Here is a 14,899-nt window from a genome sequence, read left to right on the forward strand (position 1 = left end):
CGCTCCAAAGCCTGCGTTCGGCCAGCGTGGTTGACGGGGCGCCTAAGATCAAGATCACAAGCAGATCAAGAACACAGCGGCCTACAGGCCGGCTTGAGTGTTAAAAGCCAGATCAAAAGCTAAAGCGGGCGGGCACGGTTCAAATGTGGGAGCTGGCTTGCCGGCGATGGCATCGCCTCTGTGTATCTGAAAGACCGAGTCGCCTGCATCGCCGGCAAGCCAGCTCCTACAGAAAAGCAGCTCTGCTTTCGCTCTGGCTTTTAACACTCAGGTCGGCTTTCAGGCCGCCGTGCACTTGATCTTGCTGTTGATCTTGACCTGACTGCCCCATTCAGCCCGAGGCCGAACGCAGGGATTGAGGAGCGGGTAAACCGGCAGGACGCCGGTTTAGCCGCGCCGGGCCATGGATGGCCCGTCGCGGCGGCCCGCGGAGCAATTCCGGAGTGAGGGAACGCCGAGCCTAGGCGAGGCGCCGACAGGCGGGGCAGAGCGTTTTGGTTACTTTTGCGCTTTTCAAAAGTGACCCGCTGTAAGAGCGGAACCCCAAGCGGCCGTTACCTAAATAACGGATATACACTCCCCCCCAAACAACCGCTAACCACCCCCTAGCGAACAATCTTGTCCACCTGAATCCCCAGCTTCTTCAACCGATACCAAAAGCTGCGCTCGGAAATCCCGATCTTCTGCGCAGCCGCGGCCTGCACGCCATTGCTCTCCTGCAACGCAGCCATGATGTAAGCCTTCTCCACCTCGGCCAGCGCCGCATCCAGATCCTGCGGCACACCCGGCCCGTCGCCAAGTATCACCCCAACCCCGTCCTGCGCAGGTCGCGAAGCAAACAAATACGCCGGCAAATCAATATCCTCGATCACCGGCGTCGCCGCGACAATGGTCGCGCGCTCCACACAATTTTGCAGCTCACGAATATTCCCTGGCCAGGAATACGCCGCCATCGCCTGCAACGCCTCAGAGCTGAAACCGGTAATGCGTTTGCCCGCCGTGGCACTCAAGGTCTGGGCAAAGTGCCGGGCCAACGGCGCAATGTCTTCCACCCGCTCACGCAACGCCGGCAGCGGAATCGGAAACACATTCAGGCGGTAGTAAAGGTCTTCACGAAACTCCTTGTTCGCCACCGCATCCAGCAAATTCTTGTTGGTGGCCGCAATCACCCGCACGTCCACCTTGCGCTCGCGTGGGTCGCCCACCGGCTCGATCACCCGCTCCTGCAAGGCCCGCAGGATTTTCGCCTGCAACGCCAACGGCATGTCCCCCACTTCATCGAGAAACAGCGTGCCCTTGTCCGCCTGCATAAAACGCCCCACCCGGTCCGCCACCGCGCCGGTAAAGGCACCCTTGCGGTGGCCGAACATCTCGCTTTCCAGCAAGCCCTCGGGGATCGCCGCGCAGTTGACCGCCACAAACGGCTTGTCAGCGCGGTTGCCATGCTTGTGAATGGCGCGGGCGACCATTTCCTTGCCGGTGCCGCTTTCGCCGGTCAGCAGGATCGTCGCGTTGCTGTCGCGCACCGAGTCCACAGCGTGCAGCACCCGGCGAAACGCCGGGCTGTCACCCACCAGACTGTCGAACTGTGCATGCTCATCCAGCTCGGCGCGCATTCGCGCGTTGTCGCGCATGATGTCGCGAAACTGCAGGGCCTTGGCCACGGTGATGTCCAGCTCGTCGATGTCGAACGGCTTGGCAATGTAGTCGTAGGCGCCGTTGCGCATCGACTGCACCGCGTTTTTCACGGTGCTGTAGGCGGTCATCACGATCACCGGCAACTGCGGGTAGCGCACCTTAATCTCAGCCAGCAACGCCGGCCCATCCATGCCAGGCATGCGCCAGTCGCTGATCACCAGGTCGATGTCTTCCTGCTCCAGCACCTTGAGCGCGTGCAAGCCGTTACCCGCGGTGAACACCTGGATGCCGCTCTGGCTCAGGGCCGACGAGAGCAGGTCACAGAGCTTGGGTTCGTCGTCGACTACCAATACGTTATGCGTCATCACCATCCTCATCATCGCCGTCGTCGTCGTCACCCTGAGCCGGAATGTACAGGCTGAAGGTGGCGCCGGCATCTTTCTCGCTGACACATTCGATGCTGCCGTCATGACTTTCCATGATCGAGAAGACTTTAGCCAGACCCAACCCCGTGCCCGAGGCCTTGGTGGTGACGAATGGCGTGAAGATGCGCTCGATCATGTCCGCCGGAATGCCCTGGCCGGTATCGGCAATGCTGATCACGGTGTTGTGGTCCACGGTGCTGATGCCCAGGGTCAGCCGACCGCCTTCGGGCATCGCGTCGATGGCGTTGAGTATCAGGTTGAGGCACGCCTGCTTGAGCTGCTTGGCATCGGCGTAAATCGTCGCGCCAGGCGCCTGGTCGTCGATTTGTGCGTCGATATTATGGGTGGACAGCTCCGGGCCGCAGAAGCCAAGGATTTCCTCCACCAGTGGCCGCGCCGGTTGCAGGGTGCGCAACGGCGCGCTGGGCTTGGCGAAGTCGAGAAACTCGGTGATCAGGTCGTTGATACGGCTGACTTCGCTGATCACGTATTCCAGGTGGCGCTTGTCGGTTTCCGGCAGGTCGGCGCGCCGGTGCAGCAACTGGGTGGCGGTCTTGATGATGCCCAGCGGGTTGCGAATTTCGTGGGCCAGGCCCATTGCAACCTCGCCCAGGGCATGCAGGCGGTCGCGCCGACGCAGTTGCGCTTCCAGGTGATGCAATTCGCCCAGACGCTCTGTCATGTGGTTGAAGGTGCTGCTCAGTTGCGCCAGTTCGTCGCCGCCACTGACCGCCACGCGGTGTTGGTAGTTACCGGAGATCACCGCGCTGACGCCCTGGGACAAATCCCGCAGCGGGCGCGTCAGGCGTTGCGACACCAGCATCCCGGCGCCCAGGGACAATGCCGAGCTGAGTAGGAAGATCAGCACGAACAGATTGCTCTGGTTCACCAGCCCGACCAGGCTGGTGTGGCGCAGCAGGCCGCTGAAAATCACGCCTTGCAGCTCGCCGGCATCGTTGAAGATGGGCCAGTACAAACCGCTGTAATTATTGGTGAACTGCTCGCTGGGCTGCTTGGTGTTGCGCAACACGTCTTCGATTTTCGCCGGGATTCTGGTCGGGTGATCTTCAAAGCGCTGGGTCGAGAAAATCTCCGAGAAGCCAGTGGGGTTTGCCAGGTACAGGCGCAAATCCAGGGAGTGCACATCGGCCACGCTGGTGAGGAAACTGCTGTCCAGGTAGGTCGCCACCAACAACTGGTAGTCGACACCGTCCTCGCTGGTTTCAAAGGTCGACACCACCACCCCGGTACTCACGCCGCCCACCTGGACGGTCTGCAGCACGGCGTTGCTGGCCAGGCTGATCTGCTTGACGACGTCGTCGGCGGCGGTGCTGAAGACAATCTTGTGGTCGCTGCTGCGGATCAGCGCTACCACATCGATGTCGGTGGCGGCGGCAATGTCGGCGGTCAGCTTGTCATGCCTGGCCGCCTGGCGAGAAGACGGGGGCTTGGTATAGCGCAGGAACAGTTGGGCGACCCGGGCGTTGTCGTGGAGGATGTCGCCGATCTCGTCCTTGACGATCTTGGTCGACTCCTGCAGCCAGATGCGTACGTTGCTGTCGAAAATCTGCGACAACGTGGTTGCCGCCAGTTCGGCGGCGATCATGGTCGGGATCACGCTGACCAGCCAAAACGCCAGCACCAGCTTGCGCTGGACGCTCCAACGCGAAATGGCAAAGGGGCGGGCAGTCTGGCGGGTCTTGTTGATCATCAGGTTTCGCTTATCGCAGCAGCCATGGCAGGGTCGGATCGATCCGGTCGGAAAAACGTTTTCGCTATCTTGAGCACGCTGTTGACCAGCCAGTTGCGATGCCGGAAGAACATGCTGTTGCCCTGAAACTCACAGCCCAGCCGCAACTTGCTGGCGTACCCGGCCTGGCCGCATTCATACACCGCAATATCGTGCTGAATACAGTAGTCGACGTTGGTCAGCCAACTGCGAAAGTACAGGTTGTAATCGCGGCTGAACTCGATGTCATGCCCAAAAAACTTGTCGATCAACCGGTCCTGGTTCAACAACACCAGGTTGAAGGCCACCAGTTGCTCGTCCACCCAATAAAGCACACAGACCGCGCGCTCTTCCAACTGTTCGAGGATACCGGTGAAATACTCCACGGGCAGCCGCTCAAACTGCATCTCGGCACGGATCAGGGTGGCTTCGTACAAACGCATGATGTCTGGCAGCACATCGTCGATGTTGCGCCGCCACTCTACCCGTGGGCCCGGCGCGCGCAATTTGCGGCGCAGGTCCTTGCGGGTGGATTTGCCCAGGGAACCCAGGTAGGCGTCCACTGAACCGAAAGGGATCGGCAATAATGCCGACGGCAGGCTGGGCATGCTTTGAAAGCCGGCGGCCTGGCAACTGTTGGACCAATGCTCATCCCTGGTCGGTGCATCCTTGACGGCCACCAGACCGATACCGAACACGTCGGCATCCTGGCGGGCGGCAATCAGCAACTGCTGGAGCAGCGCCTGGCGTTGCGATACGGGAACATGGCTGGCCGTCCCCGCATTGCACTGCTCGGCCACGGGCGAACCAATGGCGTACAGGCCCAACTGCAAAACACCCGGCCACAGTCGCTCCAGGCGCTCGGTAAACCGCTTGCCGATGCCCGACACCGTGGTGTCGAGCCGATAATGCGTGATGAACGCCGGCGCGACCGCCACCAGCGTTGCATCCTCAAACACGGCCAGGTAACGCCACTGAAAATCATCAATCGCAGCGTTTTCCACGGCCACGTAATAATCCCAATCCTCCAGGGCACCGGGAAAACAGTCGTTCCAGGCACTGCGTTCGATGGCCCGAATGGTCGAAAAGGCTTGGGCGGTAATCACGTCAAATCCTTAGGCTCACGGCCAATTCCCTGTAGGAGCGAGCTTGCTCGCGAAGAACGCAAGAGCACATCGTTAAACCAGGCAATAGCTGTTTTCGTTAGCGTCCTTCGCGAGCAAGCCCGCTCCTGCAGCGGCGGCGTGTTGTTCGACAAACTCGGCGCTCAACTCGATCACTCGACGGTATTGCAGGTCGACGGTGATCATGTGATAGCAGTTATCCAGCAGGATCTTGGTCACGGGCCCGCCGAGGTGGCGCTCCACGTAATCGGCGTTCCAGCGGCTGGTGATATCGTCTTCGATCGAGTGCAGCACCAGGGCCGGCGTCTTGATCGACGGCATGAGTTTTTTCACCACGGCGTTCATCCGGTGCAACTCGCGCACGGTGATGCCCTCCATGGTCAACAGACCCGCCTGGCTGCTCTCCCCTTCCTTCATCTGCCGCTCGACGATCGCCCGCAGGCGTTCGTTCTTGATGCCGTAAGGTGGTTTTTCCTCGAAGCTGCAAATGTGTACGCCGAACGGAATTTTCATCAGCAACGGCGTCAGGAACGCCAGCTTGTGGATGCTCCAGCCGTCGTACTTCAGGGTGGTGGAGTACATCAGCAAGCCGGTGACCTGGCCCGGGAACTGCGACGCCACGTACATCGACATCACCGCGCCCATCGACAGGCCGCCGACGAATACCTGCTCGTGGCGCTGTTTCACGCCAACGAATGTCTTGCGTACGCCCTCGTACCAGTCCTGCCAGCCGGTGGCTTGCAGGTCGCTATTGTCCCCGCAGTGCCCGGCCAGGGTCGGCACGTACACCGTGCAATTACCGACCTTGGCCAAGCCCTGGGCCACCCGACGGAGTTCCGTCGGGGTGCCCGTCAGGCCGTGGATCAACAGGATCCCCACCGGACCGCTACCGAGAACGAAGCCGGCATCACCTTCACCGAGGTCGATCTCGTGGCCGATCACCGTTTGGTCGCTCGCACAAGCAGTTGCTCGAGCAGCTTGAGGCCCAGGTCGATTTCCGGGTAGGTGATTTCCAGCGACGGGGCCAGGGTAATCACGTTCTTGTAGTAGCCGCCCACGTCGAGGATCAAGCCAAGTTTCTGACCGTCCACCACCATGTCGCCCTTCATGCCTTCATCGACCATGTAGTCCAGGGTGGCCTTGTCCGGGGTGAAGCCGTCAGCGGTGCAGATTTCGCAGCGCAGCGCCAGGCCCAGGCCATCGACGTCGCCGATGATCGGGAAGCGCTTTTGCAGCTCTTGCAGGCCGGCCAGGAAGTATTTGCCCTTGGCCATGACCATCGCGCCGTAGTCGACTTCGCTGGTCATTTTGAACATTTCCAGGCCTACCGCAGTACCCAGCGGGTTGGATGCGAAGGTGGAGTGGGTGGAACCTGGCGGGAAGATCTTCGGGTTGATCAGCTCTTCACGCGCCCAGATGCCGCCCAGCGGGTTCAGGCCGTTGGTCAGTGCCTTGCCGAAGACGATCACGTCCGGCTTGACGTCGAAGTGTTCGATCGACCACAGCTTGCCGGTACGCCAGAAACCCATCTGGATTTCGTCGACGACCATCAGGATGCCGTGCTGGTCGAGGACCTGCTTGAGCTCGCTGTAGAAGTTCATCGGCGGGATCACGTAGCCGCCGGTGCCCTGGATCGGCTCGACGTAGAAGGCTGCGTATTCGCACTGGTTGGTTTTTGGGTCCCAAACGCCGTTGTATTCAGTTTCGAACAGACGGGCGAACTGCTGCACGCAGTGGCTGCCGTATTCTTCCTTGGTCATGCCTTTAGGGCCGCGGAAGTGGTACGGGAACGGGATGAAGTTGGCGCGCTCGCCGAAGTGGCCGTAGCGGCGACGGTAGCGGAAGCTCGAAGTGATCGAGGAAGCGCCCAGGGTACGGCCGTGGTAGCCGCCTTCGAAGGCGAACATCAGGCTCTTGCCGTTGGAGGCGTTACGCACAACCTTCAAGGAGTCTTCGATGGACTGCGAACCGCCCACGTTGAAGTGCACGCGACCGTCCAGGCCAAACTTGTTCTTGGCGTCGACGGCGATCATTTCCGACAGTTCGATCTTGCCTTTGTGCAGGTACTGGCTGGCGATTTGCGGCAGGGTGTCGATCTGCTGTTTCAGCGCGTTGTTCAGGCGCGGGTTGGCGTAGCCGAAGTTGACGGCCGAGTACCACATTTGCAGGTCGAGGTAAGCCTGGTCTTCGGTATCCCACACGTAGGAGCCTTCGCAGCGGCTGAAAATGCGCGGCGGGTCGATGTAGTGCACGGTGTCGCCGTAGGAGCAGTACTTGGCTTCTTTATCCAGAAGAACCTGGTCTTCTGCGGTAGCGATGCGGATATCAGACATGGTGGAAGAGTTCCTGATTGTCGGAAGACGTGTTGAAAGAGGTGGCGTTGGCGGCGATGCCCTGAGGCAGCTTTGCCAGCAATGCAGGCAGTTCGGCAAAGGTGTCGAACCGCACGTAAGGGATGTCGTTGGCTTCGCAGTAGTCGGCCAGGCTGGCCTTGGCAAATACGAAGTCGGCGGTAGAGGCCACGCACATGTCGGACTTGCCGTCGCCGATCACCAGCACGCGCTTGTTGCCCGGCGTGGACTTGCACTTGCAGTTGCCGGAAGCGGCGCGGCAGGCATCGCTGGAATACGGGAAGTCGATGCGCCAGCTGTTCTGGTCGACCTGGCGCAGGCGGTTGGCGAGGATCGGCAGCAAGGTCACGTAGTTGCGCGACAGGATCCGCGCGATGCCTTGCTCGATGCCATCGCTGACCACTTCAATGGAAGCACCCAGGCCAATCACGTGGTCGACGAAATCCGGGAAGTCCGGGTCGATCTCAACGCTGTCGAAATACGCCAGCAACTCGCTGGGCGTGGCCTTGATCAGGGCCAGTTGGCGGCTCAGGCATTCGCGTGAGCCGATGTGCCCGTCCAGCCATTCCTGTTCGATGGTTTCCCACTCGGGGCCGGCGAAGCGTTGGAGGACGTTGTCGATGACATCGGTGGGGGTGATGGTCCCGTCGAAGTCACACACGATATGCCAGTGAATCATCTGCCTTTCCTTGAGTTGGAGGGCTTGAGAAGGGGCGCGCTGTCTGCGCTTGCTAAGAGGGGTAGAGCAGGGATTGTGCCAAGTGGCCAAAGCCCAGCAGGGCTGGGGGTTCGGCGCAGGGGCCGGCGGATATGTGTCGATGGAGCTACAATTTTTGTAGCTCGCTACAAACAAGATGAGTGCTTGCGCAGCCAAGGGCGTTCGCGCGTTCATGCGCGCATGTTCAGATAAGGAAACGCTCCATGTTCAGGGTTACTTCTGCTGTATTCGCCGGTTTACTGGGGCTGTGGGGTGTTTGTGGCGACGTCCTGGCCGACGGCATCACGGGTGAGGTGGGCGCCGGTATCAGCTATCAGCCCCACGACCCTACCGCCAGCCGCTACGAAACGCGGCCCATCCCCTATTCCGACCTGGATTGGGGAAGCGTCAGCCTGGGCACCGACGACGGCTTGACCTGGAGCGCCCTCAATACCCACGGCATTACCGCCGGGCCCTACATCAATTACCTGCAGGGGCGCACCTCCAACGGTTCGCTGCAGGGCTTGCGCAATGTCTCGGACATGGCCGAGGTGGGTGGTTTCATCCAGTACGCGCCCGCAGACTTCTGGCGCATCTACGCCCAGATGGGCCAGGCCGTAGGCGGTGGTCGTGACCAAAGTGGCGTGCTGGGCAAACTCGGCGGCGAGCTGGGCTACCCGCTGGGCGGCGGTATCATCGGCAGCAGCGGCCTGATGGCGCACTTTGCCGACGCACGCCAGACCCAAACCTATTTTGGCGTCGACGCCAACGAATCCGCCTCCTCCGGCATTCGCCCGTACAACGCCAGCGGCGGTTTCCAGAACCTGACGCTGACCCAGAGCTTCGAATTCCCCCTGGCGCACAACTGGTCGCTGCTGACCAGCGCCAGTTGGGTCCACCTGGTGGGCTCGGCCTCCAACAGCAGCATCGTCAAGGAAACCGGGGACGTGAATCAGGGCCAGGTGCAGACGGCCATCAGCTACAAGTTCGAGTAGCCGATACACCGTTTGTTACTACGAGCATTTTGGCGGCAACCCGCACGTGCCGATTGCCCCACAGCAGCGTGAGGCGTGCGTGAAGGATATTGCGGTGTCACACGGGCTGGGCTTTTGGGTGGCACACCGCACGTAATGACGAACGTTCCCACGCTGTGCGCGGGAACGATCAATTCAGTTCTCTTCGCCTTCAGCCAGCAACGCTATCCCGCCGATAATCACCGCCACGCCCACCCAGTGCAGCACGCTGACGTGCTCCCCCAGGCCCAGCCAGGAGCCCAGCAGCACCACCACAAATACCAGTGAACTCAGCGGAAAGGCCAGCGACAAACTGCTGCGCCGCAGTATCAGCATCCACACGAAAAACGCGCCGATATAGCTGGCAATCGCCGCCAGGATCCCCGGGTTGCGCGCCACGTCTGCCAGCCATTGCAGGGTAAAATCCATCTGCCCCAATTGGTCGCCGGCCACCTTGGTAAACAATTGCCCGGCGCTTTCGGTGCCGATCAGCAACGCCCACAACACCACGGTGCCCAGGCGCCCGTGCAGCCAGCCGGCCGGCCGTTCGGGCGTCACGGCAATATTCTCTGAGTTCATGCTTGAGTTCCTGCAATAGCCACCAGCATCACGCCGGCAGTGATAACCATCGTGCCGATCCAGCGGCGGCGGCTGACGGTTTCACCGAGTACCACCTTACCTGCCAGCACCACGCCGCAATACGCCAGCGCCGCTGACGGAAACAACAGGCTCAAGGGCGCTCGGGACAATGCCTCCAGCCATACGAAAAACTCGATCGCGTAGGCGCCGATCCCGGCCCACAACAGCGGCGCATTGAACACCTGGCCCCAGAATGCATTCAGGCGAAACCCGCCCTCCAGTTCCGGCAACCGGTCCAGGCCGATCTTGAAACACAACTGGCCAACCACATCGAGCACGATGGAAAAGGCCACCAGCAACACCACAGTCAGGGTCACGGAAACAGCTCCTCAAACAGATTGATCAACGCCTCGTTGGTCGCGGCGTTGCGCAGCAAGTCCTCTTCACTCCAGCGCTCGGCCGGCGGTTGGTCGGACTTGGCTTCCCAGCGCTTGAACGCGTTACTGAACGCCGGCGTCGCGAACTCGCCACACACATCAATGCCAATGATGCGCTTACTCGCAGCCAGCGCTCGCAGGGCTTGCAGCAGGTGGGTCAGGCGCATGCCGCCCTGGTCCCAGTTGGTGGCCGCGTCTTCGCTGGCGAGCACGTCTTTGTCGATGGTGATCCAGATCGCTTCGGTGGGCAGGCTGGCGATCATCTGCGCGAGGAACACGCTCCAGTCCAGTTCGGCCAGGTTTTGCCAGTGCAGGTGGTTTTCCTGCTGGTGGTGACCGGCGCCATCGCCCACCCGGCCCCAGACTTTCGACGGCGCGTGCTGCCAGGGAAACAGCTGCAAATCCCCACGTTTCAGGGCGCCAAGGTTGCCACCCCGTAACTGCGGGTTGTGCAGGTCATCGCTGCACGGGCCGAGGGTGACGATGCGTTTGATCGCCGGCATTTTCAGCGCCCGATTGACCCACGAGCCACAGTGGCGGCGCGGCGCAAAACGCACCCAGTCGGGGTGGTTGTCGAAGTGGATCAGGCTGATGGGTTCTTTCAGGTCGGCCAGGAACGCCGGGGTCAGGTGGTGATAGTCGCCGGAGCCGACGAACAGGATTTCGGGCCGGGCGCCGGTGGGCCGGGGCCGCCGGGCCAGGCGTTCAGCAAAGCGCCTATAGGTTTTTTCGGTAGACCACAGGCGCAGCTTCGGGCCGAGGTCGAGCAGGTCCAGGCGCGTGGCCTGGCCGCTGGCAAGACGTTGGGCAATCGGTGCCTGGCCGGTGAGGCTGTGATCGAGGTCAAGAATGTTCAAGGAAATGTTTCACCTCCTGGCAGCGCCCATCCAGACACCGGGTTCATCACGCATGAACACCGGCCGAATGGGCTTTAGGGGGTGAATGCAAGGGACGGGCCAGCGCTTAACCCTTGGCCTCGGCGATGATCTGCCGGATCGCTCCGACGAAGGCTTCTGCCGGTTGCCCGCCGCTGACTGCGTACTGGTCGTTGAACACGATGGTCGGCACCGAAGTCACACCGCGAGACACCCACACCTGCTCCTGCTCACGCACCTGGGCTGCGTATTCAGTGGAAGCCAGGATTTCTTCCGCGCGCTGGCGGTCCAGGCCCACACCTTCGGCAATCGCCGCCAGGGTGGCGTGATCCGAGGGGTTTTGCTGGTCGGTGAAGTAGGCCTTGAACAGCGCTTCCTTGAGGTTGTATTGCAAGCCCTCAAGCCCGGCCCAATGCAACAGCCGGTGCGCGTCAAAGGTGTTATAGATGCGGCTCTGGCCGTCGGTGCGGAAGGCAAACCCGAGTTCGGCACCCATGTCGCGAATCCGCGCACGGTTGGCCTGGGATTGTTCGGCGGTGGAGCCGTATTTTTCGCTGACGTGCTCGGTGATGTTCTGGCCTTCAGGGGCCATCTTCGGGTTCAGCTCAAAGGGCTGGAAATGAATCTCGGCCTGCACCTGCGCGCCCAGTTGGTCCAGGGCTTCGGTCAGGCCACGCAGGCCGATGATGCACCAGGGGCAGGATACATCGCTGACGAAATCGATTTTCAGGGGAGTACTCATGACTAGGCAACCTCGCAGGCATTAAACGCTAGAAAGGTCCCACGATACACCCCGCCAAGCCCTTACAAAACCTTCGCCGGCCCCACCGGGTCGATCTGTGCCCAATGGGCTGCATCCTGGCGGTGCTCTTGCAAATAGGGCAGCACCGCCGCCAGCAACGGCGCCTTGAACGCCTCCTGGAAACGATGGGCCAGGCCTGGGATCAGCCGCAACTGGCTGCCCTGGATATGCGCTGCCAGGTGCACGCCGTGCATCACCGGCAACAGCGGATCGGCGGTGCCGTGCACCACCAGGGTCGGTACGCGCAGTTGGTTGAGCAGCGGCACCCGGCTCGGTTCAGCGAGGATCGCCATGATCTGGCGCTTCACGCCGTCGGGGTTGAACGCCCGGTCGTAGGACTGCGCCGCCTGCTGCAACAGCACCTGGCGATCATCCTTCACGTAGGGGCTGCCCAGCGCCGCCAGCAGGTCGGCCTGTTGTTCCAGGGCCACTTCACGATTGGGTGCGCTGCGCCGTGACAGCAATTGCACCAGTGCTGCGCTCGGCGCCGGCAGGCCTTCGGCACCGGAGCTGGTCATGATCAGGGTCAGGCTTTCCACCCGCTGGGGCGCCATCGCCGCCAAATGCTGGGCGATCATCCCGCCCATGCTCGCCCCCAGCACGTGGAATTGCTGGATGTGCAACCCGTCCATCAGGCCCAGTGCGTCGTCGGCCATATCGGTCAGGGTGTAGGGCGCCGCCACCGGCAGGCCGAGCTTGTAGCGCAGCACCTCAAAGGTCAGGTTGGCGCTGGCGGGCGCCTGGCGCCAGGTCGACAGGCCAACGTCGCGATTGTCATAGCGGATTACCCGAAAACCTTGCTCACACAGGGCCACCACCACCTCGTCCGGCCAGTGAATCAACTGGCCGCCCAGGCCCATCACCAGCAGCAACGCCGGGTCGGAGGCGCGACCAATGCTCTGGTACGCCAGGCTTACCTGGTCCAGGTCCACCCGCTCAGTCGGGACATTCACATCACATCGAGACGCCGCAAAGGACGGCAGGCCGAACAATAGAGCGGCCATCAAAACCAACACACGCATGAAAAACACCGAAACGCAGAACCCCAGTAGAGCGCGAGTCTGATGAAGTTTGTTCAAGCGCGCTGCCACAGTTACGTGACAATTTCGTGAAGGGCGCCCAATGGTCATCCCGATATCTATCTATCACCGCAAGCCCGGGGCGCGCCCTTTTAATGAGCCATTGCCGGCACGACCGGTCTCATCAGGGCTACAGCGAACACCATCATGAGTGACTTCACTTTTTCACCCCCGTTAGCCTCCACCGCGATGTTGCGCCTGCTGCGTCGCCAAGACCACAGCCTGTACCAGGAAGCCGCCGCCCGCTGGCGCGACAGCCGCGAGGAACTGCACGCGCTGGTCGCCCAGGCACCTGGCGTGCGCGATTCGATCGAGCACCTGCTCAAGGAACAATTGCAGTTGGGCAGCGCCCCCGCCGGCCTGGGTTTTCTCAAGACCGAACATCAGGATGAACACGCCGTGAGCCTGGCCGATGCCTGGGCGTTTATCTGCCAGTTCCCGGATATCCCGGCCACGCTGAACGCCCAAAGCACAGTCGTCGGGCTGGCGCTGCACCGGCTGTCGAGCCTGACGCCGGTGCAACTGCTGCAGCACCTCAAGGCGCTGAACCTGGCCCAATTGCTCACCGAACACTGGAACCAGTATTGGAGCAGCCGAGCTCCCGGCACGCCGTTGTCCCGGGCTGATCGCGCCGCACAACTGTACCGCCAGCACTTCGAAGCATGCAGCCAACTGGCGTTGGCCACAGGGAACCTGAGCGCCGCGCAACTCAAGCCGTTGCAACCCATCCTCAATCTCATGTCCCCGCCCAACGGCGCACCGGCTATCGAGACCTGGCAACTGGCGCTGGTGCTGCCCGGTGCGAGCAAAGTCAAACTGCCGGGCGCCTGGTTGATTACCGAGGCGGGTAAACCGCTGCTGACGCAAACCCTGTACCTGCCCTGCCGAAAGCCGACCCTGGTGCAGTTCAGCCAGCGCAGCGAGATGGAAGACTGGTTGACCGCCCTGGCCCAGCAGTTGATACCGCCCGATGTTGCACCGAGCGCCGTCACCTTCGATTACAGCCCGCGCAACGGTGCGCTGGAACACGGCGTACAGGACCTGCTCTCCCACCTGCACACCGCCCAACTGGAAAGCCTGCGCAACCGCCATCGCAACGGCAGCGACCTGGGCCGTTATGCCGGCCATGCCCTGGACGATGCCGACCAGCTGGACCGCCAGCGCCGCGAAAACCCACTGCTCGCGGCGCCGCCCGGCCCGGACCTGGCAGCCGGGCCAGACGATGACGATCAGCCGGCACTGTTCGGCCAACTGAGCGCCGACATTGCCCTGAGCGAGCGTCTGGCCACGGTCAAACAGCAACGAAGCGCCCTTGAAGCGTTTTTGGGTGACGATCAACAATGGTCGGCTCGCCTGGCCTCATTGAAACCCTTGATGCAGGCGCTGGACGATGCAGAGCAGGCGGCCAACACCGCCGCCAGCGCCCTGCTCGACAAAAGAGGCGCCTTGCAGTGGCTTGAACTGCGGCATAAACCCAACGCTGACTACGACGTGCTGTACCACGCACGGCTCGCCGCGCTGCGCGCCGAAGCGGCCTTGCAGCAAGCACTCAAACAGATCAGTGCCGATGAACAGCACATGCTTCAGGCGGTACTCGACCACCCCGACACCCCTGCAAACCGTGCCGATGTCGCGGTTGCCCGCTTGATCCTGACCAGCAGCGACACCACCCAGGCCGATGAAGAACTGCACGGCCTGCTGCTGTTCACCCAGACCCCCGCGCTGACCTCCGCGGCCCCCCACAGCCTGTTGCTGTACTGGCCCGGCGTCAGTGGCGGCCTGCAGCGTTTTGCATCACGCCAAGCCCTGGAACAGGCGTTGCTCAAGCTGTCGGCCGAAGATCTTGGCGTAACCCTGCAATGGTCCGTCCTGACCGGCAACCCCTTCGAGTACTCGCTGCAACAGCAGCTGTATGCCAGTGAACAGCAGGCCGTAGGGTTGATCAAACGCTACCCGGCCCCCGCCTTCGCCACAGAGCTGGCCGAAGCCATGGGCAAGCTCCACGCGCAAACCCTGTTCGAGGTGCAAGCCCACCATCACCCGGCCCGGGAACTGGCGTACGGGCAACTGTTGCAGCAGCAAGCTGGCCAGCGCGCTACCGACGACACTGAGCCAACTTTCCGAAGATGAGCGAGGAGCGCTCAAGGCCC

13 protein-coding genes are annotated in these 14,899 nt (G+C 61.8%); 2 read left to right on the forward strand and 11 right to left on the reverse strand.

Going from position 1 to position 14,899, the window contains the following annotated elements; translation table 11 throughout:
- Positions 1–605 precede the first annotated feature (605 nt).
- The 6 genes from ACZRN6_RS12970 to ACZRN6_RS12995 all read right to left on the reverse strand — a co-directional run bounded on the left by ACZRN6_RS12970 (position 606) and on the right by ACZRN6_RS12995 (position 7,946).
- On the reverse strand, positions 606–2,003 hold the full coding sequence (locus tag ACZRN6_RS12970) for a sigma-54-dependent transcriptional regulator (protein ID WP_322147213.1): 1,398 nt from the start codon (positions 2,001–2,003) through the stop codon (positions 606–608).
- A complete protein-coding gene (locus ACZRN6_RS12975; RefSeq protein ID WP_322147214.1) occupies positions 1,993–3,774 on the reverse strand; it encodes a sensor histidine kinase in 1,782 nt (593 codons plus the stop codon). Before ACZRN6_RS12975 ends, ACZRN6_RS12970 begins: the two co-directional genes overlap by 11 nt.
- On the reverse strand, positions 3,774–4,898 hold the full coding sequence (locus ACZRN6_RS12980) for a GNAT family N-acetyltransferase (protein ID WP_464008126.1): 1,125 nt from the start codon (positions 4,896–4,898) through the stop codon (positions 3,774–3,776). The genes ACZRN6_RS12975 and ACZRN6_RS12980 overlap by 1 nt, the downstream gene beginning before the upstream one ends.
- Before the next feature lie 72 nt (positions 4,899–4,970).
- Positions 4,971–5,858, reverse strand: coding sequence for an alpha/beta hydrolase (locus ACZRN6_RS12985; RefSeq protein WP_322147216.1), 888 nt, complete (start codon positions 5,856–5,858; stop codon positions 4,971–4,973).
- Positions 5,855–7,249, reverse strand: coding sequence for an aspartate aminotransferase family protein (locus ACZRN6_RS12990; RefSeq protein ID WP_464008127.1), 1,395 nt, complete (start codon positions 7,247–7,249; stop codon positions 5,855–5,857). The genes ACZRN6_RS12985 and ACZRN6_RS12990 overlap by 4 nt, the downstream gene beginning before the upstream one ends.
- Positions 7,242–7,946 (reverse strand): MtnX-like HAD-IB family phosphatase, encoded by a 705-nt coding sequence (locus tag ACZRN6_RS12995; protein WP_322147218.1) that lies wholly within the window; start codon positions 7,944–7,946, stop codon positions 7,242–7,244. The genes ACZRN6_RS12990 and ACZRN6_RS12995 overlap by 8 nt, the downstream gene beginning before the upstream one ends.
- A 242-nt stretch (positions 7,947–8,188) precedes the next feature.
- Between ACZRN6_RS12995 and ACZRN6_RS13000 the strand changes: the two genes are divergently transcribed.
- On the forward strand, positions 8,189–8,959 hold the full coding sequence (locus ACZRN6_RS13000) for a MipA/OmpV family protein (protein WP_464008128.1): 771 nt from the start codon (positions 8,189–8,191) through the stop codon (positions 8,957–8,959).
- 174 nt (positions 8,960–9,133) lie between these two features.
- Here the strand turns inward: ACZRN6_RS13000 and ACZRN6_RS13005 are convergent, their stop codons facing one another.
- From ACZRN6_RS13005 to ACZRN6_RS13025, 5 genes are all read right to left on the reverse strand, one after another.
- Positions 9,134–9,556: a DMT family transporter gene (locus ACZRN6_RS13005; protein WP_464008129.1), complete on the reverse strand. Its 423-nt coding sequence runs from the start codon at positions 9,554–9,556 to the stop codon at positions 9,134–9,136.
- On the reverse strand, positions 9,553–9,933 hold the full coding sequence (locus tag ACZRN6_RS13010; protein WP_464008130.1) for a DMT family transporter: 381 nt from the start codon (positions 9,931–9,933) through the stop codon (positions 9,553–9,555). Before ACZRN6_RS13010 ends, ACZRN6_RS13005 begins: the two co-directional genes overlap by 4 nt.
- The gene (locus ACZRN6_RS13015; protein WP_464008131.1) at positions 9,930–10,850 is read right to left on the reverse strand and encodes an arginase family protein; all 921 of its coding nucleotides are present in this window, start codon (positions 10,848–10,850) and stop codon (positions 9,930–9,932) included. Before ACZRN6_RS13015 ends, ACZRN6_RS13010 begins: the two co-directional genes overlap by 4 nt.
- A 106-nt stretch (positions 10,851–10,956) precedes the next feature.
- Positions 10,957–11,610 (reverse strand): DsbA family oxidoreductase, encoded by a 654-nt coding sequence (locus ACZRN6_RS13020; RefSeq protein ID WP_464008132.1) that lies wholly within the window; start codon positions 11,608–11,610, stop codon positions 10,957–10,959.
- Positions 11,611–11,672: 62 nt separating this feature from the next.
- Entirely contained in the window at positions 11,673–12,692 is a 1,020-nt protein-coding gene (locus ACZRN6_RS13025) for an alpha/beta fold hydrolase (protein WP_322147225.1), read from the reverse strand.
- Between the two features lie 204 nt (positions 12,693–12,896).
- Here ACZRN6_RS13025 and ACZRN6_RS13030 point away from each other — a divergent pair, with 204 nt between their 5' ends.
- Positions 12,897–14,879: a dermonecrotic toxin domain-containing protein gene (locus tag ACZRN6_RS13030; protein WP_464008133.1), complete on the forward strand. Its 1,983-nt coding sequence runs from the start codon at positions 12,897–12,899 to the stop codon at positions 14,877–14,879.
- Positions 14,880–14,899: the final 20 nt, after the last annotated feature.

The sequence above is a fragment of the Pseudomonas sp. A125 genome (assembly GCF_055409485.1).

What these genes read in the sequence shown, in the direction of transcription:
- ACZRN6_RS13025 (WP_322147225.1), bottom strand. Translation starts at nt 12,692, where the DNA reads ATGCGTGTGTTGGTTTTGATGGCCGCTCTATTGTTCGGCCTGCCGTCC.
- ACZRN6_RS13020 (WP_464008132.1), bottom strand. Translation starts at nt 11,610, where the DNA reads ATGAGTACTCCCCTGAAAATCGATTTCGTCAGCGATGTATCCTGCCCC.
- ACZRN6_RS13005 (WP_464008129.1), bottom strand. Translation starts at nt 9,556, where the DNA reads ATGAACTCAGAGAATATTGCCGTGACGCCCGAACGGCCGGCCGGCTGG.
- ACZRN6_RS13000 (WP_464008128.1), top strand. Translation starts at nt 8,189, where the DNA reads ATGTTCAGGGTTACTTCTGCTGTATTCGCCGGTTTACTGGGGCTGTGG.
- ACZRN6_RS12975 (WP_322147214.1), bottom strand. Translation starts at nt 3,774, where the DNA reads ATGATCAACAAGACCCGCCAGACTGCCCGCCCCTTTGCCATTTCGCGT.
- ACZRN6_RS12970 (WP_322147213.1), bottom strand. Translation starts at nt 2,003, where the DNA reads ATGACGCATAACGTATTGGTAGTCGACGACGAACCCAAGCTCTGTGAC.
- ACZRN6_RS12995 (WP_322147218.1), bottom strand. Translation starts at nt 7,946, where the DNA reads ATGATTCACTGGCATATCGTGTGTGACTTCGACGGGACCATCACCCCC.
- ACZRN6_RS12990 (WP_464008127.1), bottom strand. Translation starts at nt 7,249, where the DNA reads ATGTCTGATATCCGCATCGCTACCGCAGAAGACCAGGTTCTTCTGGAT.
- ACZRN6_RS13030 (WP_464008133.1), top strand. Translation starts at nt 12,897, where the DNA reads ATGAGTGACTTCACTTTTTCACCCCCGTTAGCCTCCACCGCGATGTTG.